This is a genomic window from Sphingobacterium sp. SGR-19, assembly GCF_011043555.1.
Classification (GTDB): Bacteria; Bacteroidota; Bacteroidia; order Sphingobacteriales; family Sphingobacteriaceae; genus Sphingobacterium.
On the sequence record NZ_JAAKGS010000001.1, the window covers coordinates 522,157 to 549,149 of the forward strand.

A 26,993-nucleotide genomic window follows, 5' to 3' on the forward strand; every position below is an offset into this window, starting at 1 on the left:
ACCAACAAAATATGAACAAATCCATTATCAATCGCACACCTTTCAAAGGTTTCTTCAGCCTCCTGCTGCTTATCGGTATGAGCAACTGGGCGATGGCTCAAAAAGTAGGCGAGCTTGTAATCGTTGTGCAAGACGGCAATTCGCAGGCTATTCCAGCAGCCACCATTTCAGTCACGAATGCTACACTGGAGATCGAACGCACCTCCGCTTCCGACGAAAAAGGTAAGGCACTATTTAGCAACCTTCCAGCAGACAGCAATTACTGTATTTCCGTATCCTACACGGGCCTCTCTGCTAAACAGACATGCCAATACATCGTCTCTGTCGGAAAGCGGTCAAGCGCTGTCTTCACACTGGATGAATTCAGTAGTACCGATATGGACGAAGTCGTGGTCACGGCCATCGGTATCAAACAACAAAAACGAAAAGTAGGATACGCTACACAGGAGGTACCGACGGAAGTACTGGAAGAATCAAAAACGATGAATATTGGTAATGCCCTTTCAGGCCAGGTAGCCGGTCTAATCGTCAACAATCCGACAGGTATCTTCCAAGCTCCCTCCTTCAACCTCCGCGGAAAACAACCGTTGATTGTCATCGACGGTATCCCGGTAGAGACCGATCTGTTTGACATTCCTAGCCAACACATCGAGAACATCAACGTCTTAAAAGGAACAGCTGCCTCCGCGCTGTATGGTTCCAGAGGGAAGGACGGAGCGATCCTGATTACCACCAAAAACGCCAAAAATGAAACACTCGAGTTTACGGTTGGTTCCACCAATATGGTTTCCGCGGGCTTCACGGTATTCCCCGAATCACAGACCGAATTCGGAAGCGGCTCCAATGGCCAGTACGAATTTTGGGACGGTGCCGACGGCGGTATCTCCGATGGCGATATGACCTGGGGGCCAAAACTCAACACCGGCGAAAAATACCCACAATGGAACAGCCCGATCCGTGACAAACAAACCGGCGAGGTAATTCCCTGGTGGGGTGATGTCAGCGGGACCATATACAACGACAAAGCGCGCTACGAACGCGTGCCGACAGATTGGGTGGCGCACGACAATCTACGCGACTTTCTCCGTCCCGGCATTGTTACGGAAAACAACTTTACCCTATCCTTTAAAAATGATAAGTTAAGCTTGTTTACCTCAGGAAAATATGCTCTACAAAAAGGTCAGGTTCCCAACACCAAACTCCACTCCGGCGGGCTGAACATGAATTCTTCCTATACATTTTTACCCACACTCAATCTAGATCTGAATGTTTCCTACAATAAGGTCCAATCACCCAACTATCCCAGATATGGTTATGGTCCCAAAAACCATATGTATACCATACTCCTTTGGATGGGTAATGACGTCAATGGAAACGACCTTGCCAACCATTTCTATGTCCCGGGACAAGAAGGATATCGTCAAGCCAATTACAACTATGCCTGGTACAACAACCCCTACTTTGCAGCGTATGAACTAAACCAGGAGAGCGATCTGGGCGTGCTGCACGGACACACCCGCCTGAACTGGCAAATCACACCTAAACTGAATGTACAAGGACGCATGGCCCTGCGTCAGCGTACCAAATTTGAGGATATGCAGAGTCCAAAATCGTATATGAATTACGGCGACTCACGTAACGGTGATTATAAGATGTGGGACAAAGACCAACTTAATTTTGATGCCGATGTACTCGCCACCTATACCGACTCATTCAGCGACAATTTAGGAATGACCGTCAACGCGGGTGCATCAACCTTCAAACGTGCGTACAGCGAGGTCTTTCAATCTACTGACGGTCTTGTCGTTCCGGGCGTCTACAATCTAGGAAATACACAGGGGCCGATAAAGGCCGAGAACCGACGCACGGATAAGGTAATCCGAAGCGTATACGCATCCGTTAATTTTGACCTATTCCAGTCGACTTACCTCAACCTATCCGGACGTAACGATTGGTCTTCCACCCTGTCTAGCGAAAACAACTCCTATTTCTACCCATCAGCGTCCTTAAGCACGATTCTATCCGACTACATCAATTTACCGAGTCAAGTAGACTTCTTAAAGCTATACAGCTCCTGGGCATCCGTATCGGACGACTTGGACCCCTATAACCTATTGGCCTACTATAAAAAGAACATTACCTACGGGTCAACACCTTCTGTTACCTATCCCGAGAGCATTGTCAATCCGTCCATCTTGCCGGAGCAATCTATTTCATGGGAATTAGGTACCTCCATGGCATTTTTCAAAAACCGGTTTTCAATCGATCTGGCGTACTATAACGTGCTAGACAAAAACCAAATTATCGATCTTGAAATTTCCGAAGCATCCGCATTCAGATACCGTAAAGTCAATGGGAACCGCTTCCGGACGCAAGGGGTCGAAGCCGTGTTGAATATGGCCCTCATCCGGAACACTGATTTTTCTTGGAACACCACCATTAACTGGATGCGATCTGTCGAGCGGTTGGAATCTATCTATGGCGACCAAGCTAAGCTTGGAAACCTGCAAAAAGGTGATCGAGCAGACGCCTATTACGATCAGGTATGGCAAAAAAGCGCAGCCGGCGAGGTCGTCCTGAATCCGACTACCGGTATGCCCCTACGCGATCCATTTCCACGTTACCTAGGTTACTTCAATCCCGACTGGCAATTCGGTTTCCTACATACGTTCAAATGGAAAGATTTCACGGCCCACCTAGACATCGATGGCTCTATAGGCGGTGTGATGCGGTCGCAAACCATCGAGAAGATGTGGTGGGGCGGCAAACATCCCTCGTCCACACGCTATCGACAAGAAGAATATGACACCGGCGAATACATTTACGTGCCAGAAGGCGTCATCGTAACCGATGGCGACGTTACGTACGACGTAAATGGCAATATCACCTCAGACACCCGCGTCTACCAGCCATTCGATAAAGCAATCAGCTGGCAGTCATGGAGCCAAAACTACCCTTACCAAGCGCGTGTCACCGAATCGGAAAGTGAACTATTCGCTAACGTATACGACCGTACCTTCGTCAAGCTCAGAAGACTATCGATCGGCTACGATCTAAATAAGATCATCCGCAGCAAGAAAATGAAAAGCCTCGATTTCGCTGTCTTTGGATATAACCTGCTCGTTTGGAAGAAGATTCCATACGTAGACCCCGATTTCGGTATCGGTAACGACGATAACCTCCAAGATCCTTCAACCCGATACATTGGCGCTTCCTTAAATTTCAAATTTTAACCATTCCAGACATGAAAACGATACAACACGTTCTATTTACAGGAATCTCGATCCTCTTCCTCCTATCTGTTAACTCCTGTCAAAAACTGACGGAAATTAACGAGAACCCAAACGAAGCCGCCACAACCCATCCCCAGGCTCTGCTCAGTAAAGTGGAATGGGAAGCCTTCCGTGTATGGCATGGCACTACACCGCTTTACATCCTCAAAATGATTGTCCAGACGGACGGTGAAAACGCCAACCAGCTTTACAATTGGCAACGCGGGGGCTTCGGCGAATACCAACAATTACGGAATGTTCAAAAAATGATGGAAGAGGCGGAAAAACTTAACGAAACAAACTATATTGCTCTCGGCAAGTTCTTTCGAGCCTACTATTTTTACAACCTCACGCTCTTTTTCGGTGATATTCCCTATTCCGAAGCGTTGCAGGGTGAGTCGGCGTCCATCTTCCAGCCCAAATACGATAGCCAAGAAGCTGTATTCCAAGGCATACTAACCGAATTAGAAGAAGCTGTTACGCTGCTCAAAGACAACCCCAACCCGATGGATGGTGACATTATCTACAGCGGTAATCCAAATAAATGGATAGCGCTTATCAACGCATTCCGTTTAAAAGTACTGATGACCTTGTCTAAACACGAAGAAAGCGTGGCTATGGATATTCGTTCAGAGTTTGCAGCAATCTACGCCGCAGAACCGTTGTTACAAAGCATAGAAGACGATGGACAGCTCGCGTTTCTGGATCAACAGGATGTGCGCTATCCAGAGTTCAACTCCAGCAGCTACGGTTCCGGAATGTATATGGATTCAACCTTTATTCGCCGCCTTCAAGATCACAAGGATCCCCGTCTATTCGTCATTGCCACACAGACGCGTTTAGGCCGGGAGGCGGGGGCCGCCTTGGACGATTTTAGTTCGTACGAGGGCGGAGACCCCATCGCCCCTTATGCACAGGTCAACGATAAAGCCGTAGCAGGGCGTCTGTCTAAAGTACACGACCGCTACACAGACGATCCCACCAACGAACCCTTTGTACTGATGGGCTATGCCGAGCAACAATTTATACTCGCCGAAGCGACGGTTCGCGGTTGGATAAGCGACGATGCAAAAGCCCTGTACAACGAGGGTATACGCGCATCCTTCGCCTTCTACGCCGCATACGCGAAAAACTTGGGCGCCTTCGTAGCAGAAGATAAAGTTGAAACGTATATCGCCCAACCGCTGGTAGACCTGGATGACGCAACGTCTACCGAAGCCAAATTAGAGCGGATCATGATGCAAAAGTATTTGCGTTCCTTCCATCAAGGCGGATATTCGAGTTATTTCGATCACCTCCGTACAGGTTATCCTACGCTACGCAAGGCAGCCAACGTGCAGGTAGCCTACCGGTGGATGTATCCCCAAACCGAGTATAATCAGAACACGCAGCACGTAAACGACGCGATCCAACGCCAATTTGACGGCGACGACAACATCCATAGCCAACCATGGTGGTTAAACTAAAAAATAACAGTAATTTAACACGATGATGGATAACAGAAGAACATTCATAAAAAAAGCGGCTCTATTGGCGGGAGCAACCGCCGCCTATCAGGCAATGCCCAGCTCTATACAGCGCGCACTGGCTATCGAAGCCCCGGAAGGGAGCACTTATCTGGATGCGGAACACATCGTCTTCCTGATGCAGGAAAATAGGTCTTTCGATCATTGTTATGGCACATTAAAGGGTGTACGCGGGTTTAACGACCCGCGCGCTCTCCAGCTTGACAATGGCTTACCGGTATGGTTACAAACCAATGCCAAGGAGGAGACCTTCCCACCGTTTCGTCTGGATATCGAAAATACCAAAGCCACCTGGATGGGTTCCCTCCCACATGGATGGCGTGACATGGTGGGCGCCAGAAACGACGGAAAGATGGACACCTGGTTAGAGGCAAAAAAAGCCGGTAATCCAGACTATCAGCACATGCCCTTAACGATGGGCTATTACGCCCGACAAGACATACCGTTCTATTATGCCTTTGCCGATGCCTTCACCGTATGTGACCAACATTTCTGTTCCTCCCTCACTGGTACCAGCGCGAACCGATCTTATTTCTGGGCAGGTACCATACGCGAAGAACCCCATAATCCCGAGTCCACTGCCCACGTCGATAACGGGCAGATCAACTATCAAGATGTACGGTGGACCACCTACCCCGAACGATTGCAGAAAGCCGGAATCGACTGGAAAGTGTATCAGAACGAATTGAGCCTTCCCGTCGGGCTCACCCCTGAGGAGGAAGATTGGCTTGCCAATTTCACAGACAATAATTTAGAATTCCATGCCCAGTACAATGTGCGCTTTCACCCGGCCCATCGACAGTATATGGCTCAAGAAGCCCATCGTCTGCGAGAAACATTGAACGATAACATCACCGACGACGAGCAGCAAAAGATCCAGGAACGTTTGTCCCAACTCGAAAAAGACATGGCTTATTACACTCCCGAAAATTTTGAAAAGCTCGATCCGGTGGCCCAGGATATACATAAGCGCGCATTCGTTACGAACACAGCCGACCCAAACTATCACCGGCTCGAAACCATCCATTACCAAGATCATACAGGTGAAAAAAACGTACGTGTTCCCCAGGGCGATATATTCCATCAGTTTCGCGAAGACGTAAAGAGCGGAAATTTACCTACCGTATCCTGGCTCGTCGCACCCTGCCGTTTTTCCGACCATCCCGGATCGCCATGGTATGGCGCCTGGTACGTTTCAGAAGCACTAGATATCCTGACAGCCAATCCAGACGTCTGGAAGAAAACCATATTTATACTGACGTACGATGAAAATGATGGCTATTTCGACCACGTGCCCCCCTTTGTTCCGCCTCACACCGCCCGCCCGAATAGTGGCAAGACACCGCAAGGGATGGATACTGCTGCCGAATACGTTACCGCCGAACTCGACAGCCCCATTGGCTTGGGGTTCCGCGTACCACTGGTCGTCGCCTCCCCTTGGACCAAGGGTGGATGGGTCAATTCAGAGGTATTCGACCATACATCCAATCTCCAGTTTTTGGAGCATTTTCTAGAGAAAAAATTCAGCAAAAAAATCACCGAATCCAATATCAGCCCTTGGCGCCGACTCATCTGTGGCGATTTAACATCGGTTTTTCGTCCCATTCAAAAACAATCCGACGTTGCCCTTACACCTGTAAACCGGAATGCCTATGTGCAACGTATTTATTCTGCCAGAGACAAGACAGTTCCGAATAACTTCCGGCCGTTAGATGCCGAGCAGATTCAATCATGGCGCCGCGGGGATGCCAACCAATCGCTACTTCCCCTACAAGAAGAAGGCACAAAACCAGCTTGCGCGCTCCCCTATGACGTCGAAGTCAATGCGCACGTCGATGAGCGTGCAGGCGAACTTGTCGTACAGTTTTCCGTCGGCGGACAGCTTCGAGCTCACAAAGCCATCGGCGTTCCGTTTATCGCCCTCACGTACGACAGCTACAAGGATGGGTCGCGCAATCGGGGTGTCTGGAATTTTGCGGTGTGTAGCCAAGAGCCGCTGACCTATAGCTGGAAACTAAACCATTTCCGGGACCACAGGTATCGGGTAGATATCCATGGTCCGAATGGCTTTTATCGATCATTCCAAGGCCCTATCACACCTGCAGTTACCAACATGGGAATCGTCCGTCAGAAACAGGATAAGCAAATGTTATCCATCGATATGCGTCAGTCTGACGGTCCACATACCATCCGTGATCTCTCTTACGGGCAGGGCACACTGATCAAAAATACAGCCCAACGGCGCGTTGTAGAGATTGATCTCCGTAAAAGCTATGGATGGTATGATCTGGAGATACGTTCGCTAGACGACGAAAGGCAGGTCTATCGCTATGCAGGGCATCTGGAAACCGGTAAATCCAGCATGACCGATCCGCTCATGGGATATGGGAAAGTTCCGCAGGGTTCCTAACCTAGTAAACACCCGAAGCGCACGCTTTGGGTGTTTGAAAATAAAAAGGTATTAAGTTTGCAAAGCCATTATAACACGTTTTTGACGACATTACCAGTACGTACAAGTACATGTAATGCTTATTTTTGTTTGACAATTGAAGAAATTATCTTAGCTTGCTAAGCATATGGACAGATCGATGCACACTACTCACCTTTTCACCCTACGCTGGTTTACCTATTGTACGCTCCTACTCGTTGCACTACAGGCTTGTCAAACGCCGAGCAAAAGTGGTACGCAGGTTACACAGGCAGACTCTTCCCGGCCAGAAAGCATGGATACCACTGCATCCGTGGCGAAGCCATACAAGCTGCAGTCCCAAGCAGTCAAATTCCTTTGGCGCGAAGACCGGCCTATGGATGGATATGATGCAACCGTCAGTACCATCGTGCTGGACGACGCCTATGTAGCCAGTATATCCGATCCGGAAAAGGCCGCACTAGGCTATGTGGCAACTTTTATTGGAAATGAATGTGCTTGGGACGGCAAGGCAGCTCCTGACCGCAGCAACCTAAAATGTAAAATACTTACTGCATTAGATCTGGGTTACCAATGCTCCGACACCCACCTAGGCTTCCTGCGTCACTGGTTCCGCGACGACAGCACCACATTGCAAAAACTAGAAAGCTGCCCTACGATCCCCGATGGTTCGACTATACAAGAAACGTTCGACAAGATTGATGTAGCGGTCGACGACAACGAGATTATGGTAACTTATACGGTTGTCAGTATCAACACCCGACAGGGCAAAACCTGGACCTGGGACGTTAAGGATCATTTCCAGTTGCATGACAACGGTCTTGCATTGGTCGAAACTGAAAGATCAGAACCGACGGCGGCTGATTTTGATGTTTCGATCTAAACAGCGCCTAACTATCGAGGAATCACGTCTCTTTGCCTTCAAAAAAATAAACAATCAACATTACGGCAGGAATAGTTCCAATGTTTTTCGGCGTGTGCGAGATCCTGCCATCAAAGAAAACAGAATCTCCGGCTTCCAGCTCGATTGTGCGGTCAGGAAAAATATATTTTACGTTTCCAGACACGATATACTTATATTCAAAGGCCTCCGTTTCCACCATAGGTCGTGTTGCATCAGGAGCCAGTTCCAGCAATACGATATCTAGGGTCGAACTATCGATTGAAGAAGCAAAGATCCGCTTATAATGAAACCCGATCGCATGCTCCTTCTCAAAATTTTCATATTCTTCCTTTTTCCGGACCACAATAGGCCCAGCTTCATTATTCGATTTGAAATCTTGGAAAAACTCATTAAGATCTACATCCAATGCACTCACGATGTTTATCAGAACGAGTAGAGATGGGACAGTCCGGTTATTTTCAATTTGAGAAATAAGACCTTTTGTTACGCCCGCCTTATCCGCCAGTTCCTGTAACGTGATATTCTTTTCCTTTCGGATCTCTTTTATTTTCGCACTTATTCTAAATATCGTATTATCTTCCATCGCTTTTATTCCCGAGGGGGTTACGTTTGTAATATAACGCATCTATATCCAGGATATTGATACCGGACTAAATATAATAAACTTTAATAAAACAACACATGTATTATAAACAAAAAACCAAGCTATAATGTTTAGCTAAAGTAAACAAAATATTAATTAACATCTTCTTTTATGGCAAAAAGCCTATATAAAACACAATTAAGCTTCAATAAAGTCGTCATACCATTATAATTATTTATAAATACTAAACTAATCCATATATTTGTATCATATAAATAATACAGATAATTAGTTCCATAGCAAATTAAATATGACAATACTACAGGGAAAACAAAAAATCAAAATGGTTGTTTGTGATATGGCCGGCACGACCGTGGATGAAGACAATCTCGTATATAAGACCCTACAGAGAGCGATCAATCAACGAGGATATGATGTTACATTAGAACAGGTCCTGGCCGAGGGCGCAGGAAAAGAGAAAAAACAAGCTATCGAATCCGTATTAAATACATTTTTTGAGAAACCAGATGATATCATTATCGAATCAATTTTCCAAGATTTTCTGAATATGCTTGACAAAACCTATCAAACCGCCGCAATAACCGCACAAGATAACGCGCTAGATTTCTTTCGGGCATTACAGCAAAGAAATATACGCATTGTACTCAATACCGGCTATAATAAACATACCGCGGAAACGTTGTTAAATAGGCTTGGATGGCGTGTTAAAAAGGATATAGATGCACTTGTTACGGCTGATGATGTGCCTCAGAACCGGCCACACCCCGATATGATTAAATTCGCCATGCACATGCTCGGCATAACTGCCGGACATGAAGTCGTCAAAGTTGGCGATTCCATAATCGACATTACAGAAGGAAAAAATGCGGGGTGCCGGCTCACCATCGGTATAACGACGGGTGCCCATACGGCAGAACAATTAAAGACTGCAAACCCAAGCTATATCGTCAACAACTTGATGGACATTTTACCCCTACTAGATTAAAAACAAGAATGGTTAAAAAAATGGAAAATCATAAATACGATTTAGTGATAATAGGCGGAGGCATTTTAGGAACCTTCCACGCCTATCATGCCCTGCTACGTGGATTGCGGGTTCTACAATTGGAAAAAGACAATTTCCCCGTCGGTTCTACTGTGCGCAATTTTGGTCAGGTTGTACCTTCCGGGATGTCTGATAAATGGTTTGAATTTGGTCGTCGGAGCTTAGAACTATACAAAACTATACAGCACGAATTCGATATCACGGCAAGAAATAATGGAAGCTTTTACATTGCATCTGACAAGGATGAAGTTCAATTAATACATGAACTCTCCACACACTACACCACAACGGGTTATGCACATCAATTATGGAACAAACAGCAAATCTTAACCAAATTTCCAGATATCAAAGCAGACTACGTTAAAGAGGCCATCATTTTTGAGCAGGAACTCAGTGTCGAGCCAGAGATCATGATTCATCGTCTTCATCTATACCTACGGCAAAAGTTCTCCAACTATACACTACATTACAATACAACGGTATTATCTTGTGACAGTACTGCAAGCGGAGTCAAGCTCAACGCAACAGATAACCAGGTATTTCAGGCCGAAAAAGCCATCATCTGCAACGGGTACGAATTCAAATTACTTTTCAGAGAGCAGTTTGAAGACAGCGGCTTGCAGATCAGTAAGCTACAAATGTTGCGTACCGTTCCACTTCCACAAATCCAGTTACCGGGCAATATTCTCACCGGGCTAACCATCCGGCGCTACGAAAGCTTCGAAGCCTACTGCCCCTCATTTTCCAGTATGCATACACCACTGCATTACGAAGAACTTCAAGAATGGGGTATCCACATTCTATTTAAGCAAGCTACAGACGGGAGTATCATCATTGGAGATTCACACGAATACGCCAAAGGAACGCAATTCGAGGAGTTAGGTTATAGTATCAATGCACACATCAATAAACTTATACTTGCCGAGGCCAACCGAATCATACCGATAAACGAAAGCCAAATCGCTATCTCCTGGGCCGGATATTATGCCCAGCACGATGAACATATCTTAGAACGAGAAATAGACGATCGTATCCACATTCGTACAGGTATCGGTGGCAAAGGAATGACTGCTAGCGCCGGATACGCAGAACACAGTATCGCAGCCCTATACCATTCATAAGTTAGGCAACATCAAATAGACCGGTCTAGTAAATTATAGACCGGTCTATTTTTTGATGATAAGAAACATATCAACTGGCTAGTTCGACGTTCTCCACACGAATCCGAGCCATCGCTTTCTTCTTCTTAAAATATACCCATGAAAATACCACGGAAATTCCTCCCAGTATTGCAGCCCCTAATACAGCATGCTGAAAAAAATCACCCCAACTTGTCTCCACAAGGCCGAGTTCTCGTACCAACAACACACAAACGCTCCCTAGATACCCAACAGAATCCGCCAGGTACATTAAAAAACCAATATTTCCTTTCACTTTAAAAGAGGCGAGAAAACGTTCAAAGAAAATGGCGTTAAAGGGTATATACACCATATATAAGCCCAGGCCCGTCATAATCATCCAGAGCACACCATCCACCACCTTCGCATGGAATAAATACGTAAAAACGCCCGCAAGCAAACATCCCAAGAACAGCATCCCATGGATATATGTAAATGCTTTCATATTATTTTTCACACAGATAAGTAATCCCATGAGTACCAATACCACGAGTGCGATCAGCGAGTCCGTCTGCACATAAATAAGCGTTTCCCTCACCCCAATATCCGCCCAAATTTCTACTTCGAAATTGTCTCGTATATCACGCAGCACACTAAATATAAGGTAAGTAAACACGACAATAATCAATCCTGGTAGAAACTTTTTTAAAAAAGCGAGACGTTCCTGATGCGACATAGCTTTACGCTCATTCCGTAAAGTTTTATCTTTGCTATCCGGCGATGGAACAGCCTCCAGCACCAACGTAAAAAGCACAAGCGGTACCGCAAACAATAGCCCTGTGGCAAAAGGCATCCATTGCTCGACAATATGGAATTCTTCCATCAAGAACCGCGCTAGTGATTTCACAAAGCCAGACGCAAACACTAGACTCACACTCATAATCGCGGCCAGAAACTCCGTCGCGCGCCGGCCTTCCAGGTACGAGAAGACGATACCCCAGATCATCCCCAATGGCAAACCATTGATAAACATGAAAGCGATATTATAAGGAGCCGGTACGAGGGCAAACCCCAACAGCGATAACCACGCTACACCAATCAGGATGAGCAATTTGATTCCCCGCCTTTCCTGCCCAAGTTCTGATACGAACTTAATACCGTAAAACTTGCTCAGCATATAGCCAAACACCTGTGCAATGACAAGCCATACTTTATAATCCACACCCCAAAGCGGTAACTCGGTAAAAACACCCGCCGTAAACGCCTTTCTATAGGCATACATGCTCGTATAGCAGCCAAATGCCGCTAAAGCAAGCAACACCATCTGCATACGATACGAAACACCGGATAGGCGCTTTGATACAGTTCTCAACAAAGTGCTCATCTTGCAGAAATATTATCGCCCATAACGTCTATTAAACTCCTTTCCAGTATCCCTAACGCAATATCCAACTCCTGTTTGGAGATGATCAATGGTGGATACAAAGACAGCGTACTGCCATCGGACACCTTTAGACTAAGACCCCGTTCTAGACAGAGGTACATCATCCGTTCGGCGGCCATCGTATCCTTTTCTCTTGTCTCTCTATCGCGCACCACCTCCATTGCCCATAAGAGTCCAACTCCTCGTACATCGCCTATTATTTGGTATTTATCCTTCAAAGCCAGCAGCCTCTCTTGAAAATAAATCCCCATTTCATTCACATGTCCCAGCACATCCCTTTGCTCCATAAAATCAAACGCGGCCAAAGCTGAAGCCGCGCCCAACGGACTTTTCTCGTGTGTAAAATGACCCAGCGAAATCGAAGACGCCACATGGAGTTTCTCTTTACATACCACAGCAGCCATCGGCATAATTCCAGCACCTAACCCCTTCCCTAACACCAATATATCCGGCTCGATACCGGTATGTTCATAAGCAAACATCTTCCCGGTACGCCCCATTCCGATCGGAATTTCGTCCAGTACTAATAATACATCATATTTGTCACAGATCTGCCGCACTCGTTTCCAATACGCCTTAGAATGCACATGTACCACCGTACTTCTTATCGTCTCCATGACGAGCACACCCACATCTCCCTCCTTTTGAATCACATATTCGAGGTAATCGGCATAAGCCGTATCACCATAAACGCTATCTTCCTTATACCACATACCCCGATATGTATCTACCGGGGGGATGTGAACACTCCCCGGCATCAGTGGCCCTAATCCCTGCTGAAATACATATTCTCCACCCAATGAGATGCTATCCATAGACGCGCCATGAAAGGAATCATACATACCGATCGTCTTTTGTTTACCGGTATAGAAACGGGCAATCTTTAAGGCGATGCCAATGGCTGATGTACCCCCCGGAGCAAAAAGAACGCGCGTAAGGGAATCATTCGTCAAGGACACCAGTCGCTCCGCCAACTCGATGGCAGGCATGTTTGTAAACCGTCTCGGACAAAAGGCAAGTGTATCCAGCTGCGCTTTGACCCGCTCCAGAATATAGGTGTTATGATACCCCAGTTGATGCACGTTATTCCCATGAAAGTCCATGTATTGCTTTCCCGCCAGATTCTGAATATATACACCATCACTCGAACCGACAACATCCAGACAAGGCGTAGAAAGCGCCTGGTGCATAAAAGACGTCGAATCCCTGTTTAATGCTGCTGTCGTCTCATCATCCGCTATTCCTTCTGCCCACCGCTTCCGCGCGTGACTGAGGTTGATATCACCCTCTGTCTGTAAATAGTTTCGATCCGTCATAGGTGTATGATTATTTCTTTAAAATAAATTGATCAAGAATGTTTCCATTCAAGTCAATCGCCTGAAAGTGCAGTTCACCGTTCACAATCCGCACGTAGCCAAAGTGATGATCTAAAAATAATTTATTGGTGAACCATGACCGCCAAAACGAGGGTGTTTCCAATCCTCCACCACCACCGCCCATGGTCATATAAATCGTTCCATTTTCAAGATCAACCTTATTATCACGTAGCGGCCATGTTCGCTCATAGGTGTGAACGTGACCGTAAAAAACGATATCCACATCGTATTTCTCATATAACGGAGCAAGGTGCTTTAATTTTGGGCTCCCTAAGGTAGACTTCGCTACACGTGTATTCCCGTAATCATCGTTATCAGACGAATAAATAGGATGATGGTGCGCCACAATTTTCCATTTCGCTGTCGATTTCGCTAAATCTGCTTCAAGTTTTTTGTAAATCTCACTTCCTTCAGAAACATCTTGATTTGTATCAAACATGAAGAACTCCGTATTTCCATACACAAAGCTGTAACAACGTAACCCTTCAGGATGCCCTAAATAATTATGGTAATTCGGCGCATCATTTTCATGGTTTCCCGGTACGGCGAATACAGCATACTTGTTCATAAATGATTCACCCTGCGGAAAGAACTGACCGATCCAATTGCTTCTATCGTGTCCATTGTCCACTTGGTCGCCACTATGAATCGCGAAGTTTGGTCTTTCCCTTTCTGCAATCTTAGCAACCTGACCCCAAACCGTCGGATTAGGCACACCCTGTGTATCCGAGAAAACCGTAAAGGCAAACGGTGAATCGTCTTTTACCGCCGTTTTAAAAGGATAAATCCGGCTGCGCAACGTGTCGCCCGCTGCACTAATGCTGACAGCGCGATAGAAATATTCGGTTTCAGCCTCCAAACCCGTGAGTGTCGCGGTCTGCAAAGAGACGTCCGCCTTACCCTCCGCTTTTTGCGATAATACGGGAGATTCGGCGTTAAATGTTGCTTTACCGTACTCCACAAATCCCCTCATTGGTGTGGAAGTTTCCCATTTAACCGTCATTTCGTTCTGTGTAGACCACTGTAAGTAGGGTTTTACGACAAAGCTAGGCCGTTCCGATGCCGATACCATTTGTTGGCACATGACGATCAATCCAATCAATTTAAATGTGTAGTTCATATGTATATAATTTGTAAATTATTTATTGACGGGTTAAGGTCACCTGAAAATCTCCTTCACCGGTTTCGCCCGTTTCTATATTCTCCCATCCCATGTAAAAAGACAAGGTTAGATTATTTGCATCCACCTGTGCTTGAAATTCATCAACCGGCGCTGTCCCCGACAGTTTAACCGTTGTAAGTTCCTGCGTACCTGTTACCACCCAAGAACTTTCTGCCGCGCTAAATACAATGGGACAGTCCTTCCCAAGAAATGCAGCAGGATTACCGGCATCATCCGTAGTGAACACCAATCTCATATTGCCAAAAACTTCAGGGGGCACATCGGTTGGTGTGATAATGTTCACCGGATTAACCCAAGTTCCCGTTAAGCGTCCAGCTAATAATTGTTCAGGGTTAGGAACAGTTCGTTCAATCATCTCTTTTTCGCAGGATGTAGTAGCCAATACCATCGCAACAAGGATGAGCACCAGGCTTAAAGTGTTCTGAAGCTTCATATGTAAGAAAATTCGTTTCATAATTTTATGTATCCTTAATTAACCTTGAAGAGACGAAAAGGCACATTCGATTTTAAAGGGGTTCCATCCAAACCCCACGAAGCCTGCACGCGGACACCTAAATGGGTCAATATATTAACCGCTACATCTGTAAGACCTATCGGATAATAAGGATGTCTTTGGCTTGCAGAACCAATTAATTCGCCGTGATTACCCTTCCCACTATAATCTGTCAAGAGATTTCCCCGCACTTCATCCAATTTTAAATAGAGATTTAAATATTGAAGCTCCGGATGGTTGCTCTTTTCGATATTCGGCAAATACATATAGTTTCTTATCGTCTCTTCCGAAAGCACTGTCGTCCAGATACGAACTTCATTGAATGCTCCTGCCCAATTCGGTCCGCCACCGCCGTATGTGCCGGTACCTTCCTGCGCCAAGTGTATATAATTAAAAGGGGACGTCATCAGATCACTCTCTTTATAAGACAGTGCAGCACCTCCTACACGTTCACCATCCTGATACACCACACATTCCTTCGTTTTGTCAAACGAAACCGCAATGTGGTGCCATTTACCATCCTCGATAGCTTTCGTCGATCCAATATCGTATCTCGTTCGTTTGTCGTTTGCAAAGTTTATTTTCCAAGAGGAGCCGCTACGACAAATGACAAACCCCGGATTCCCTCCCGAACCCCAGTCCTTATCGCCCATAATAGCAGGGTCGCTGGAGTTTGTTCCCGCTTTGATCCACATTTCAATAGTGAATTTATCCATCCCTTGTAGTGCCGTTTGCGCAATCGGTATTCTACCGTACGTTCTTTCCCCACTACTTGCCTTGTGAATTGCTAAAAAATTATCCGCATTCTCTTTAGCAGCCATATTCGTTACTAAAAGCTGTCTATTATCCAGCTCCGAGCCCGAAAAGATCATGGGTACCTTCATTTCTTCCTCGGTATTGTTGGATGACACGCCGGTTTCTGTCCCACCATGTGTAGACACAACGAAAATTGCCCAATTCTCTTCCGAATAAGTTTGCCGCCCTTTTACCACCTCAAACAACTGGTCGATGTATCCATCTACCTGCTGAATAGCTAAAACATAAGGTGCTTGTCTAAGTTGATATCCGCTCGTATTTCCTACCTCTTTCGGGCTGCTAAATTGTGTAAATACCACATCAGCCTCTTGCCCAGAAAGCACTTCCTTTGTCTTTTCGAATACCATACCATCTGCGCTATAAGCTGCCGTCAGATCAGCATCTTTATTTAACAGCCTATTGATTTCCGCCTCGCGAACAATGGAGGCCACCCTAATTTCAGGATTTTGACTTTTAATATATTTGACGATCGAAGGATACTCTCTTACATTATGCTTATCGACCGAAACGCCTGTTAGCAATGTCGACCAGCCAGCCGTTGAATTTGCTGGCAGACCACCATACCCCTCCATACTATAGGAAGCTTCCGAAATGAGCTTATCCATCCCCGGCGTTGTCGCATAGTCGATTGCAGTGTGGATCATACCATCCACACCAATTATCAATATTTTCTTCACCTTGGCCGTTTGCCCAAACGAAAAACCCATCCCTATCATCTGGAACATAAAACAGCAAAACACCCATTTAATTTTCATATCGCTAACCATTTCTAATTATTTAAAAAGTCGGATTACATAACTCCCTGGACGGCCGAGAACAAAGTCCAGATTCTCTGTCACATAGGAGAAACTGCCCGTTTCGTCTGCATCGTCCAGTATTTGCCAAGAGCAATACGTTTGAGCCGATTTAACAGGAAAATTCACCTTCCATATCTCGCCTTCAGGTGTATCATTTACAAAACTCCCTTTGAAGCCTGATGCCCTATCCGTTGTAAAATCAATCCGATTTCCCGGGATTGGCATCCCATCCAGATGGCCAACAAAGAGAATTTGATTAGGCGCATCCGCTATCCGCTCAATTTCTGGGGCTTTTGCCATACCACTCGACCAGCTTATCACCTCATGTTCCCTAAACTCGATAATAATCGCATCTTTTAACAAAGTCGTTCCCGACGTGTTGGATACATTAATATCAAAATGGTATTCCCCTGCAGGAATGTTATTACCTTCCAATATTTCCACCTTACCCGTAAATGGGTTTAACGATACCGCCGGCCTACTCACTGTATCACTTTTAAGACGCAATTCCTCCTCCGTCTCACCACCCACGATTGGTGTTTTAAAATAAACTACGGGAATTTCTTCCTTAAATGCAGACACATCCTTGCCACTCGATTCGCGTATCTCAACGATCTCAAAATTCAAGGGTAGTGAGGAAGTAGAAGGCAAGAAGTCTCCAATATTTTGTTCCATACCCGAGATGGCATACTGCTTCCTGTTCTTATAGCGTACATCCGGCGCGATACTCCCAAGACCAGGTACCTCCGCACAACCGAGAAACAGGGTCGTGGCAACGAGTACGGAAGAGATAAAATGTAGCCTTGCCTTTTTCATATAAATTTTCATTAGATATCAATTAAAGCCAAAAATGTGTGTATCAGATACCAGAACATGAACCCATCCATCCGTTGTTTTTACATCAGCCCGTATCACTTTTGCCGACTGGTATCTCTCCGGCATACCCGATGCGCTCATATTTATGGAAAACACGACAGAAGCAGCGCCCATATTCACGTTTCCTAGATAATCTTCTTTCACTAAGTTAAAGCGTGCCTTCCTCCCTCCTAAGGTGGAAGAAAACGTGTAAACTGTCGACAGATCCTCTCTGCGGATTTGTTTGTCAGGAATAATATAATTCCGAATACCTGCCGCGATCTCCGCCATCTCAGAGGCAGGAATGTCCTCTAGTCTCTTCGGCCGATTTTGAGCGTCTGGATACCTTAAAATTAAAAAGTTGTATATGGAATAATTTTGCGGAGCAAAAAAGGTACTGCCCGCCCGATTCACCTCAGCCTCCAGTCCATTCAGCTTAATCAGTGTCGTGAGCGTATCGAACATCGCCGGCTGACTTTCCAGATAACCCATGGTCGTACCGTTGAACACACCGACATCGCTGTCCAACACCCCACCATCATTGTAATATTCATCATCACATGCTCCTAAAAATATGCCGATGCAGCACAGTAAGAAAAATAATCTCATAGCGTTCTTCATTTGGAATAATTATTGGTTAAACTGCCAGTAGTACGTTTGCTCCATATTCGGGTTGTTTGCAAACGCCTCGTCGCTCACCGGGAAAAATCCCGCACCTTCTTTCTCCTCCTGCTCACTGATAAATGCGTTGAACTCGTGCAATCTTCCCAAACGCACCAAATCGTAAACCCGATGAAATTCACCGATGAGCTCGCGTCTGCGTTCTGCCATTATTTCTTCTATCAAGATGGTTTGATCCGTTCTCGTAAACGCCGGAATTTCTGCACGCCGACGCACCTTATTCAAGTTCAGCATTGCTTCGTCCACTCGATTAAGCCGCGCATCCGCCTCTGCTTTCAACAAGAGCAATCCCCCATACCGAAAAACAGGAACAGTACCGTCCATACGGTTATAGGAGCGGTCTTTTACCTTTCTAAATTTCGCAAACATGATCTGGCGCTCACCGTTTTGTAGAGGGTCCTCGAATATAGGGCGCAATTCACTTGCGCTACCCGAAAAATCGATACTTTGAAAAAACTCCGCTACCCGCTTATCCGAACGATCTCGTTGGTAATCTGGAAAAATTTCCAGAATTCTTGACTTCGGAATAGCGAGTGAAAGGTCAGAGCGGCTCGTATACGGATTCGTTAGATAGTAGGTCAATATATGCCCATAGTAATCTGAGAACTCCCCAAATTGATTATCATAATACATTTGAAAAACCATCTCATTTGATTCGCCTTTATCAAAGAGGTCTCTAAACCCCGAAATAGGTGCCAGTTCAAAATAGTTCGACTCGATGATCTCCTGTAATTTCGCTGCCGCCCCTTCATAATCCTTCAACCACATATACGCGTGCGCCTGTAGCGCGAGGGCAGCGCCCCTTGTCCCTCTAGAGGTTGATAACTTACGGGTCATACCTTGATATTCCCAAGGGAGATCAGTGATCGCTATCTCAACCTCATCGACGATCATTTTCATGACGTCATGGAGCGGTGCCCGTCCCAGAGGCTCCACATTGCGAGCTTCCAGATTGATGGGTATATCCCCCCATATCCTAGCTGCGTAAAAGTGAGACATAGCTCGCAAGAACCTTGTTTCAGCGAGTAGTTCAGCCTTTCTATTCGCTGTAAACCCCTCGGTTATCTCTGGCACCCTTTCGAGCACCAAGTTACACTGTTCAATAGTACGATAGAACAGGCGCCAGTTTGTCATCGGTTCCAACTGTGTACGGGCAATCAACCGATTTTCAAATCCGGCCTGCCAATCTCCATCATTATTCGGCGTAATCCAATCGCCCGAACGGGCATCGCCCCAAAAGTAGTAGTCTCCCCAGGCGCCATTTCTGGTGGTCGAGGGTGTATCATCTTTCGTTAGGCCAGCCAGCCCACGGCGGAATATGGAAAACGCAGCCGCAACCGCGCCCTCCGCATCACTTCCATTTTGCCAAGCCTGATCTTCCGTTACGGTATTGATCGGAAGTTCCTCTAACCAGTCCTTACAGCCCGAAAATACAAGCATGAGACATCCGAGGCTCATTAAAATAATATTGCTTTTCATATCTATTTACTTATTCATTAACAAAACCGTCATCCTATTTACAACCCTAGAGAGAGACCAAACAACATCATCCGCCGCATAGGATATCCTCCAGAATTATCAAAACCATCTACGGTAACCAGCTCGGCATCCGGCCCGCTGTAGCCCTGAAAAGTTATCACGTTATCCATCGTACAATACACACGCACCCTATCAAGCCGTAGTTTGTTCAGAACCGACCGGGGTAAGTTGTACGATAAGGTTGCCGATTTGATCTTAAAATACGAGCCACTTTCGATATATTCGGAATCATATTTGATAATCTGCGACGCATCATTCCATGGATTCAAACTTGGATAGCGTGCATTGTCCCCGCTTTTCTCCCAGATGGAATAACGGTCGAAGTCGGGTAAAGAAGAAGAGCCGGCGAAATCTTTTCCGAACTGCAGCCTCTCCAGCAGTTCTGTATTTACGATATCTCTTCCAATCACAAAAGTAGACACGAGGTTAAACGAAAAGCCCTTATAATAAAAATCATTTGTCCATCCACCCGTCCACTTTGGATTCGGATCACCAGCATATATTCTATCCTCCACATTAATGATATAATCGTTGTTTTGATCCTTAAAATTCCGGTCTCCTACGGCTAATTTTTTATCCTGCAGCCCGAGCAATCTCTGCCCCGATTTTGGATTGACAGGAATTTCGTTTTCCGCTTGGTATATGCCCTGCGATTCGTAGAAAAAGAAACCATTGAGCGGTGCGCCCGAACGAATAATAGATCCGAAATCCTGCCCCGACGTACTTGTTTTGATGATGTCTGCATTTCCGTCTGGGAGGGCCACTACACGGTTTTTGTTATAAGCGAAATTAAGGCCCATATTCCAACTGAAATCTTTAGACGATCTCAGGTTATTATTCAGTGTAAACTCCACTCCACGATTCAATACATCCGCTGCATTTCGGTATACCTCGTTATAGCCGGAAGTTGTCGGTAATGCCGTAGTCAATAGCAATCCCTTTGTCAATTTCTCATATACATCCACGATAACCTCCACCTTATTGTTAAAAAGCGACAGGTCTAATCCCACATTTCCCATCTGACTTTTGACCCAGGTCAAGTTTTCATTCTTAAAGCCGTTGTACCAGGTTGGTGTAAAACCGGCGATCCCCCCGTACGAAATCTCCAATAAAGAGTTATACTGATCTAGCGATCCGCCGTCCATCAAGCCCAAGGCTAAATAATTTTCGTCCCAAGTCGTGCCCGACATACCATAACTACCTCGTATTTTACCATTGCTCAACCATTCCCAGTTTTGGAATAATTGTTCCTTACTAAAATTCCATCCCGCCGATACCGAAGGAAAAATACCCCATCGGTTCTCCCGACCAAACTTAGATGATCCGTCCGTTCGGATCGAAGCACCCACGAGATATTTCTGTTGGAACGAATAATCAATCCGACTGAAATAGGACATCAAGGTATTTGCGCCATAATTACTTATACCAATATTGTTTTCCGTTGGCCATTTCACGTTCGAGGTCAGCAACGGTGCACTCGCGACGCTGTTTACCTTCGTTGTTTTTGATTCTATTTTTTCAGCACTTTGCCCTACCAATACACTGAGATGATGTCCATTTCCAAAACGAGGTGCATAATTAAGTGTGTTCTGGAATAACAAGTTTCTGTTCTCTCCCACTGCGCTCTGGTTTGTTCCCCAGAGGGTACGCCTAGATTGGTTGAACGAATCGTTCATTGCTCGCGTATATTCGAGGCTTAAACTCACTTTATAAGTTAGATCCTTGATAATCCGCCAGGATACATCCGAACTGAATCGAACCCGGTCATTTACATTTGATACATTACCCAAGCCGTACACTTCGGCTCCTCTCACCAAAGGGCTATTAGGCAAGGGCAATAAAGAAGAGAAATTGCTAGAAAGTGCATCAGGATTTCTATTTTGATCTGTACGCGACAAGGCGAGTGTATTATTGATGACCAAGGCATTGTTTAAGGCGTTGAAAGTAGTATTCGTCATCATACTATACCGCTTAAACCCCGTATTAAACAAGATTCCTTCATTGTCTAAATAACCAAGGCTCACACTATATTGGCCAAAATCGCCTGCTCCACGAACCGAGGCATTGTAATCCTGTGTTACAGACGTATTGTAAAGATAATCCTGCCAATTCGATGAGTTATTATAGAATGGATTGGTCACATCGGTATACATACTCGGCATGGCTATGCCATAAGGTGCATAGAGCTCATACAACCGGGCTACCTGCTCCCTTTCTTTCTGTCCGCCGGCCACATCCAATAAACGCGGCACAAAGTTTATACCTGTACGGCTATTGATGTTCATTTGCGGTTTACCTCTTTTTCCCTTCTTCGTCGTGATGAGGATAACACCATTCGCCGCTCGGGAACCATATATTGCCGCGGCATAGGCATCCTTCAGCACAGTTACATCTTCAATATCGCTTGGATTCAAATCAGCCAAAACATTCGTACTGGTTACGGCAAATTCGTCACCCGTTCGGGAAATAATGGGTACACCATCCACAACATACAATGGCTCCGATATGGCCGACCCATCATCACGGCTCACGGCTGCCAGCCCCCTGATGATAACATTTGGCGTTGCGCCGGGTTCACCCGAATTCAGCTGAATATTTACCCCGGCTACACGGCCCTGCATCATCGATTCGAACGACTCCGCTACTTGGTTTTCTGTAATCTCTTCCATTTTGAGTGTCGATACTGCCCCGGTAAGCTCTTGTCTTGTCTGTGAGCCGTATCCCACCACGACCACATCATCGAGCATAGCTTGATTAGCCTCTAGTCTGATGGACAGAAATTCCGTTTGTTGGAATATGATTTCTTTTGTCATGAATCCAACCGAAGAACTCACGATGACATCTCCCGGTCGGAGAACAATCCGAAAACCACCCGTAACATCGGTTTTGGTACTGTTCGATGTACCTTTAACCCTGATGGTAGCGCCTTCTATTGCATTTCCTTGCAAATCCGTCACTTTTCCGACCCGTAGACTCTGCGCTATCAGGAACACCGGAAATACCACCATCATGAAAAGAAAAAATGTGCCCTTTATTATTGTCTTCATTTGATTCTATATTTAGCCCAGTACCCATTCTGTTCTAATCCATTACTTGTTATGCTCTGCGCTGATAGCGGCCAGTACGCGGCGCCTGCTGCCAGATCTCCTTCGGTATAAAAAGGGACGAACTGCCTTATCTTGTTAAACCTGATAAGATCAAAGAAGCGCTGTCCCGATCCCATCAGCATCCGTTGCCGTTCCAGTAGCAGCGCTGCACCAAACGTATCCGAAGTCAGTAAAGTGTAATCTTCTGTTGCACCTGTTGCCGCCGCCATTAGATGCTCTTTTGCTTTCTCCAGCTGCTCCGATCGCCAAGCAGCTTCCGCGAACAACAATTGAATCTCTTGCTTTGCGTAGATCATTAACATATCCCGCTTTTCAATAATTAAAGATGCCGTCGCGCCGTCGGCAGAAACATTGAACATCGACCGCCGCGTATCGCCTCCCGGATAAACGCTACCGAACTTTTCCTCCGACATATGTATGTTATGGTCCGTATAGGGATCTGATGGTACATTTAAACCCATATCCTTCCCCAGCGACAAACCAAAATGGGATAGACTATCGGGGCTTTGCCCCTCAAAAACTTGTGTTAAATCCTTATAAGCTTCTTGTCCTTTGCCTAGCCAGAGTTGTTGGTGGGCTAATAGCAAACTCACCGCCGTTTTATTGAACCGAACTTCCGTTAGTGCTGTGCTCACGATACCGTCATCGTTCACCAGCTGCCAAGGCAGCAACTCCTTCGCTTCCTTTGCCCATTGGCTAGCGCGCGTTAGTACCTCTACCTGCGTCAGCAGCGTTCCGCGATCCGAAGTCTCGGCAGAAGGAACCTTATCCCATATCCGCGTCAAATAAAAATAGGCCATCGATTTGAGCGCTAGCGCCTCCCCCTTGTACAATTCATATTGGTAGCTGCTTAACGCAGGGGTTTCGGTCTTCTCCAGTTTGTCCAGTATGTGATTTGCATCGTTAATGGCATCGTAGAAATAACCCCAATCCGTCAATTGCCTTACCTGCCTATCGTTATCAGCTAAATGCTGTTCCGCAATATGTCCCATATATTCCACGTCGAGTGTCAAATCGCCTGTACGTCCTTCTCCATACATCAGCCAAGCATAATTTTGTAACAAGGCACGACGTAGATCAACATATACACCAATAACCGCCTGTTCTACCTTTTGCGGTGAGTCGTAGTAGCCGGTCGATACCGTTCTGTTTTCCACCTCGGCCACAGTTAGATAATCCTCACAAGCTGTGCATGTCATAACGACCACAGTCAAAAAAGCCCCCAACTTTCTATGCGCTATCCTATTCATAATTCCATTTCTTATCTCATTAAACTTGAAGATCATGTTATTCTCGTTTTAAAATGTAAGTTTCATACCCAACACGACAGACGAAGGCAGCGCGGTGCCTGTGTACCCCAGATTGGCTTTCCGAATTCCCGTTATATTTTCCTCGGGGTTCAGCCCTTTGTATGCAGAAAAAGTCAGTAGATTTTCGCCGCTCAACGTCAGCGCAGCATCCTTAATTTTCCATTTTTTAAGGTAATCGGTAAAATGGTACGACAGTCCGAACTTGTTCAAACGAACGAAATCGACATCCTCTATATCACTGATTCCTCGATACTCGGTATTACCATCCGGAAGTTCCGTTGTAAAGTAAAAGGGCGTTTCATGAGCTGCCAATGGAAAGCCAGCACCCAGTCGTTCTGCGATGTACCGGCTCTGGTATGATTCCAGCACGGCATCAGCGCCCGTGCCATAGGTTAATGTGAAGCCGATAGACACGTTGCCCATACGTAACTCATTGGTCAAACCACCAAACGTGCTGGGTTGACTGTTTCCGATTATCCGGCCTTCATTGCCTTCATACGCGATAATCGAACTCACCTGATCCCCTACCGCTACAGGCGAGAGGTAAGCAAGGCTCGTTTGCGCGACCTCCCCAGGCAGTTTCGTTACCCTGTTGCGATGTACTGCAAGGTTAAATCGGCTAGACCAAGCCAGGGCCTTTCGCTGTATCCAACGCGCCTGTAACGCGAGCTCAAAACCGTGCAGTCTGATCCCGCCCCCGGTCTCGAATGCATAATCCAGACCTTCCGTATTTGGCAAATAGCGCATATAGGTAAAATCACGATATTGCTTATTAAAATACGTCAGTTCTACCTGTACAAATTTGTGAATAGCGACATCGACATTTGCATCAAATTGATCAATCGTCGCACTTTTTGCGTCGGCGAAGGGTGCATACAACTGCGTTATTCCGAGTTTATTTCCGCCATAATAGTCGCCAAGCCCGATAAGCTCGCCACGGTAGCGTTCCGGGCCAGAGCGCTGCCCCGTTCGTCCGTATCCAGTCTTGAAGCGTACCGGAACTCCTAAATCTTGGTGCATATCGTACGTTAAGCTCAAAGCAGGGTAAAACGCCCACTTGTTTTTATACAAAGAACTTCCATCAGCACGGCCGACCATATTCAAAAAAAGCTTTTCCTTGTAATCCCAATGGAATGTACCGTAGAACGAAAGCAGTTTCTCCGGCTCGCTATCTGAATAAGCTTGCGTTTGGTTTGCATTATAGCCGTTCACTACCTTCACATAGTCGGAGCCACCACTCTCTAACCCCTTTGATCCCTCAACGGATGTCATCCGACAGTCGGAATTGACGAGCTGATTTCCCAATGTTATATTTACCTTGAGCAAATCAGAAAAACGATGCTGATAATTCAAGCTCGTATGCACGCTTAACATCTGTCTTTTAAAAGCTTCACTGCCCGCTAGCACTTGGCCATCCAATATATTGGATGGGATGTAGAGATCTCTTCCTGCCGTTTCATACGATAGGCCGGCTACCGAACGGACGGTAAGATGAGGCGTAAAACGATAGTTGAGATCAATGGACGAGAGCAAACCGACGTTTTTATTATCATCCATAAAAAAGCCTTCATCCGCTAGCTCCGAAGCAGACAGATCGCGGTTATATTGACCCGCGTATCTACCCTCCCGGTCGGCTAGCGCCAAATTGCTGTAAAACCGTATATAAAAGGGTTCCGATATCTTATATTTTGCATTAACAAATAGATTTTGCCGTTGATAACCGCTGTTCTCTATTCCTCCCGCGGCATTGTAGTTATTCAGCCCGAACAGATAAGAACCATAGTCGCCGCCCCCGTCGATCGAGATATACTGTTCATGGATCAATGATTGGGCTGCATACACCGATTTCCGTGCTGCCGGATTGTAATTATAGAAGGCATCCTTCTCCGCATCAAAGCCCGCAAAATAATCCACTCCAGCAGCGACCTTGGCAAGCACACGTAACAGCCCGGAAACGCCTTCTTTAATAATGAGATTAATGGCTCCATTGGGGGCCTGTATGCCAAGGGCCGCCAACTGGTCAATGTCTTTAATAATTTCCACCCGCTCGATCTGATCCGCACTATAGTAGCTCAACGGATTGATCCCGGTAACAGCAGAAGGACTGCCAATGAAGGGCACACCATTAACCATAAAAAGAGGCAATGTAGATTCATCGGTCCCTTTTAAACTCAACCCACGCAGGTTAATGATCGACTGGCTGCCTGCTGTACCCGTCCAACTCTTGACCAGCAGCCCCGCCACCTGACCTTGCAGAATATCCTCCAGCCCACCTGTATTTGTAGGCGGCACACTGTCCAAAACAATAACATCCTGCGCCCGACCTATCTGTGAACCGGCGACCGACAGCAACACAGCCATGATCAATCCGGGCACGTCTTTCGACCACAGCTTTATTTTCACCGACACCCTTCTGGGGGGTATCCATGGACTTTTCTTATCCATATCTTTATTGGCTCTACTATTTTTAATGGCGCTCATGTTATTTACTGATT

The 26,993-nt window shown here is 46.0% G+C and carries 18 protein-coding genes; 6 read left to right on the forward strand and 12 right to left on the reverse strand.

Annotation, left to right across the window (positions count from 1 at the left end; genetic code table 11):
• Positions 1-11 precede the first annotated feature (11 nt).
• The 4 genes from G5B43_RS02370 to G5B43_RS02385 all read left to right on the forward strand — a co-directional run bounded on the left by G5B43_RS02370 (position 12) and on the right by G5B43_RS02385 (position 8,109).
• Positions 12-3,233, forward strand: coding sequence for a SusC/RagA family TonB-linked outer membrane protein (locus G5B43_RS02370; protein WP_206367198.1), 3,222 nt, complete (start codon positions 12-14; stop codon positions 3,231-3,233).
• 11 nt (positions 3,234-3,244) lie between these two features.
• Positions 3,245-4,738, forward strand: coding sequence for a SusD/RagB family nutrient-binding outer membrane lipoprotein (locus G5B43_RS02375; RefSeq protein WP_165293101.1), 1,494 nt, complete (start codon positions 3,245-3,247; stop codon positions 4,736-4,738).
• Between the two features lie 25 nt (positions 4,739-4,763).
• Complete coding sequence (locus G5B43_RS02380) at positions 4,764-7,208, forward strand: phosphocholine-specific phospholipase C (RefSeq protein WP_206367222.1); 2,445 nt, start codon at positions 4,764-4,766, stop codon at positions 7,206-7,208.
• A gap of 166 nt (positions 7,209-7,374) precedes the next feature.
• Complete coding sequence (locus G5B43_RS02385; RefSeq protein WP_165293103.1) at positions 7,375-8,109, forward strand: hypothetical protein; 735 nt, start codon at positions 7,375-7,377, stop codon at positions 8,107-8,109.
• Between the two features lie 22 nt (positions 8,110-8,131).
• Here the strand turns inward: G5B43_RS02385 and G5B43_RS02390 are convergent, their stop codons facing one another.
• Complete coding sequence (locus G5B43_RS02390) at positions 8,132-8,755, reverse strand: helix-turn-helix domain-containing protein (RefSeq protein ID WP_240904694.1); 624 nt, start codon at positions 8,753-8,755, stop codon at positions 8,132-8,134.
• Positions 8,756-9,023: 268 nt separating this feature from the next.
• Here G5B43_RS02390 and G5B43_RS02395 point away from each other — a divergent pair, with 268 nt between their 5' ends.
• Entirely contained in the window at positions 9,024-9,719 is a 696-nt protein-coding gene (locus G5B43_RS02395) for a phosphonatase-like hydrolase (protein ID WP_206367199.1), read from the forward strand.
• A 20-nt stretch (positions 9,720-9,739) separates the two neighbouring features.
• Positions 9,740-10,900 carry a TIGR03364 family FAD-dependent oxidoreductase gene (locus tag G5B43_RS02400; protein ID WP_165293104.1) on the forward strand — a complete coding sequence of 387 codons (1,161 nt, stop codon included), beginning with the start codon at positions 9,740-9,742 and terminating at the stop codon, positions 10,898-10,900.
• Positions 10,901-10,970: 70 nt separating this feature from the next.
• Here the strand turns inward: G5B43_RS02400 and G5B43_RS02405 are convergent, their stop codons facing one another.
• Genes G5B43_RS02405 through G5B43_RS02455 form a run of 11 tightly spaced genes read right to left on the reverse strand, consistent with a single transcriptional unit; the run spans position 10,971 to position 26,979 of the window.
• The gene (locus tag G5B43_RS02405) at positions 10,971-12,269 is read right to left on the reverse strand and encodes a DUF5690 family protein (protein ID WP_240904695.1); all 1,299 of its coding nucleotides are present in this window, start codon (positions 12,267-12,269) and stop codon (positions 10,971-10,973) included.
• Between the two features lie 8 nt (positions 12,270-12,277).
• Complete coding sequence (locus tag G5B43_RS02410) at positions 12,278-13,657, reverse strand: aspartate aminotransferase family protein (RefSeq protein ID WP_165293106.1); 1,380 nt, start codon at positions 13,655-13,657, stop codon at positions 12,278-12,280.
• Positions 13,658-13,667: 10 nt separating this feature from the next.
• Positions 13,668-14,837 (reverse strand): purple acid phosphatase family protein, encoded by a 1,170-nt coding sequence (locus G5B43_RS02415; RefSeq protein WP_165293107.1) that lies wholly within the window; start codon positions 14,835-14,837, stop codon positions 13,668-13,670.
• A gap of 22 nt (positions 14,838-14,859) precedes the next feature.
• Positions 14,860-15,333 carry a hypothetical protein gene (locus tag G5B43_RS02420; RefSeq protein WP_165293108.1) on the reverse strand — a complete coding sequence of 158 codons (474 nt, stop codon included), beginning with the start codon at positions 15,331-15,333 and terminating at the stop codon, positions 14,860-14,862.
• Between the two features lie 35 nt (positions 15,334-15,368).
• Positions 15,369-16,964 carry a LamG-like jellyroll fold domain-containing protein gene (locus tag G5B43_RS02425; protein WP_165293109.1) on the reverse strand — a complete coding sequence of 532 codons (1,596 nt, stop codon included), beginning with the start codon at positions 16,962-16,964 and terminating at the stop codon, positions 15,369-15,371.
• An 18-nt stretch (positions 16,965-16,982) separates the two neighbouring features.
• Positions 16,983-17,822: a DUF5007 domain-containing protein gene (locus tag G5B43_RS02430; RefSeq protein ID WP_165293110.1), complete on the reverse strand. Its 840-nt coding sequence runs from the start codon at positions 17,820-17,822 to the stop codon at positions 16,983-16,985.
• 18 nt (positions 17,823-17,840) lie between these two features.
• Complete coding sequence (locus tag G5B43_RS02435; protein ID WP_165293111.1) at positions 17,841-18,470, reverse strand: fasciclin domain-containing protein; 630 nt, start codon at positions 18,468-18,470, stop codon at positions 17,841-17,843.
• A gap of 21 nt (positions 18,471-18,491) precedes the next feature.
• The gene (locus G5B43_RS02440; RefSeq protein ID WP_165293112.1) at positions 18,492-20,021 is read right to left on the reverse strand and encodes a RagB/SusD family nutrient uptake outer membrane protein; all 1,530 of its coding nucleotides are present in this window, start codon (positions 20,019-20,021) and stop codon (positions 18,492-18,494) included.
• Positions 20,022-20,059: 38 nt separating this feature from the next.
• Entirely contained in the window at positions 20,060-23,128 is a 3,069-nt protein-coding gene (locus tag G5B43_RS02445; RefSeq protein WP_165293113.1) for a SusC/RagA family TonB-linked outer membrane protein, read from the reverse strand.
• Positions 23,125-24,474: a RagB/SusD family nutrient uptake outer membrane protein gene (locus tag G5B43_RS02450; protein WP_165293114.1), complete on the reverse strand. Its 1,350-nt coding sequence runs from the start codon at positions 24,472-24,474 to the stop codon at positions 23,125-23,127. Before G5B43_RS02450 ends, G5B43_RS02445 begins: the two co-directional genes overlap by 4 nt.
• 12 nt (positions 24,475-24,486) lie before the next feature.
• Positions 24,487-26,979: a TonB-dependent receptor gene (locus G5B43_RS02455; RefSeq protein WP_165293115.1), complete on the reverse strand. Its 2,493-nt coding sequence runs from the start codon at positions 26,977-26,979 to the stop codon at positions 24,487-24,489.
• Positions 26,980-26,993 lie beyond the last annotated feature (14 nt).

Excerpts from the sequence above, each read along its gene's own strand:
- G5B43_RS02385 (WP_165293103.1), top strand. The coding sequence starts at position 7,375 with ATGGACAGATCGATGCACACTACTCACCTTTTCACCCTACGCTGGTTT.
- G5B43_RS02395 (WP_206367199.1), top strand. The coding sequence starts at position 9,024 with ATGACAATACTACAGGGAAAACAAAAAATCAAAATGGTTGTTTGTGAT.
- G5B43_RS02380 (WP_206367222.1), top strand. The coding sequence starts at position 4,764 with ATGGATAACAGAAGAACATTCATAAAAAAAGCGGCTCTATTGGCGGGA.
- G5B43_RS02410 (WP_165293106.1), bottom strand. The coding sequence starts at position 13,657 with ATGACGGATCGAAACTATTTACAGACAGAGGGTGATATCAACCTCAGT.
- G5B43_RS02430 (WP_165293110.1), bottom strand. The coding sequence starts at position 17,822 with ATGAAAAAGGCAAGGCTACATTTTATCTCTTCCGTACTCGTTGCCACG.
- G5B43_RS02440 (WP_165293112.1), bottom strand. The coding sequence starts at position 20,021 with ATGAAAAGCAATATTATTTTAATGAGCCTCGGATGTCTCATGCTTGTA.
- G5B43_RS02455 (WP_165293115.1), bottom strand. The coding sequence starts at position 26,979 with ATGAGCGCCATTAAAAATAGTAGAGCCAATAAAGATATGGATAAGAAA.
- G5B43_RS02400 (WP_165293104.1), top strand. The coding sequence starts at position 9,740 with ATGGAAAATCATAAATACGATTTAGTGATAATAGGCGGAGGCATTTTA.
- G5B43_RS02415 (WP_165293107.1), bottom strand. The coding sequence starts at position 14,837 with ATGAACTACACATTTAAATTGATTGGATTGATCGTCATGTGCCAACAA.
- G5B43_RS02420 (WP_165293108.1), bottom strand. The coding sequence starts at position 15,333 with ATGAAGCTTCAGAACACTTTAAGCCTGGTGCTCATCCTTGTTGCGATG.
- G5B43_RS02450 (WP_165293114.1), bottom strand. The coding sequence starts at position 24,474 with ATGATCTTCAAGTTTAATGAGATAAGAAATGGAATTATGAATAGGATA.
- G5B43_RS02390 (WP_240904694.1), bottom strand. The coding sequence starts at position 8,755 with ATGCGTTATATTACAAACGTAACCCCCTCGGGAATAAAAGCGATGGAA.
- G5B43_RS02445 (WP_165293113.1), bottom strand. The coding sequence starts at position 23,128 with ATGAAGACAATAATAAAGGGCACATTTTTTCTTTTCATGATGGTGGTA.
- G5B43_RS02425 (WP_165293109.1), bottom strand. The coding sequence starts at position 16,964 with ATGAAAATTAAATGGGTGTTTTGCTGTTTTATGTTCCAGATGATAGGG.
- G5B43_RS02375 (WP_165293101.1), top strand. The coding sequence starts at position 3,245 with ATGAAAACGATACAACACGTTCTATTTACAGGAATCTCGATCCTCTTC.
- G5B43_RS02435 (WP_165293111.1), bottom strand. The coding sequence starts at position 18,470 with ATGAGATTATTTTTCTTACTGTGCTGCATCGGCATATTTTTAGGAGCA.
- G5B43_RS02370 (WP_206367198.1), top strand. The coding sequence starts at position 12 with ATGAACAAATCCATTATCAATCGCACACCTTTCAAAGGTTTCTTCAGC.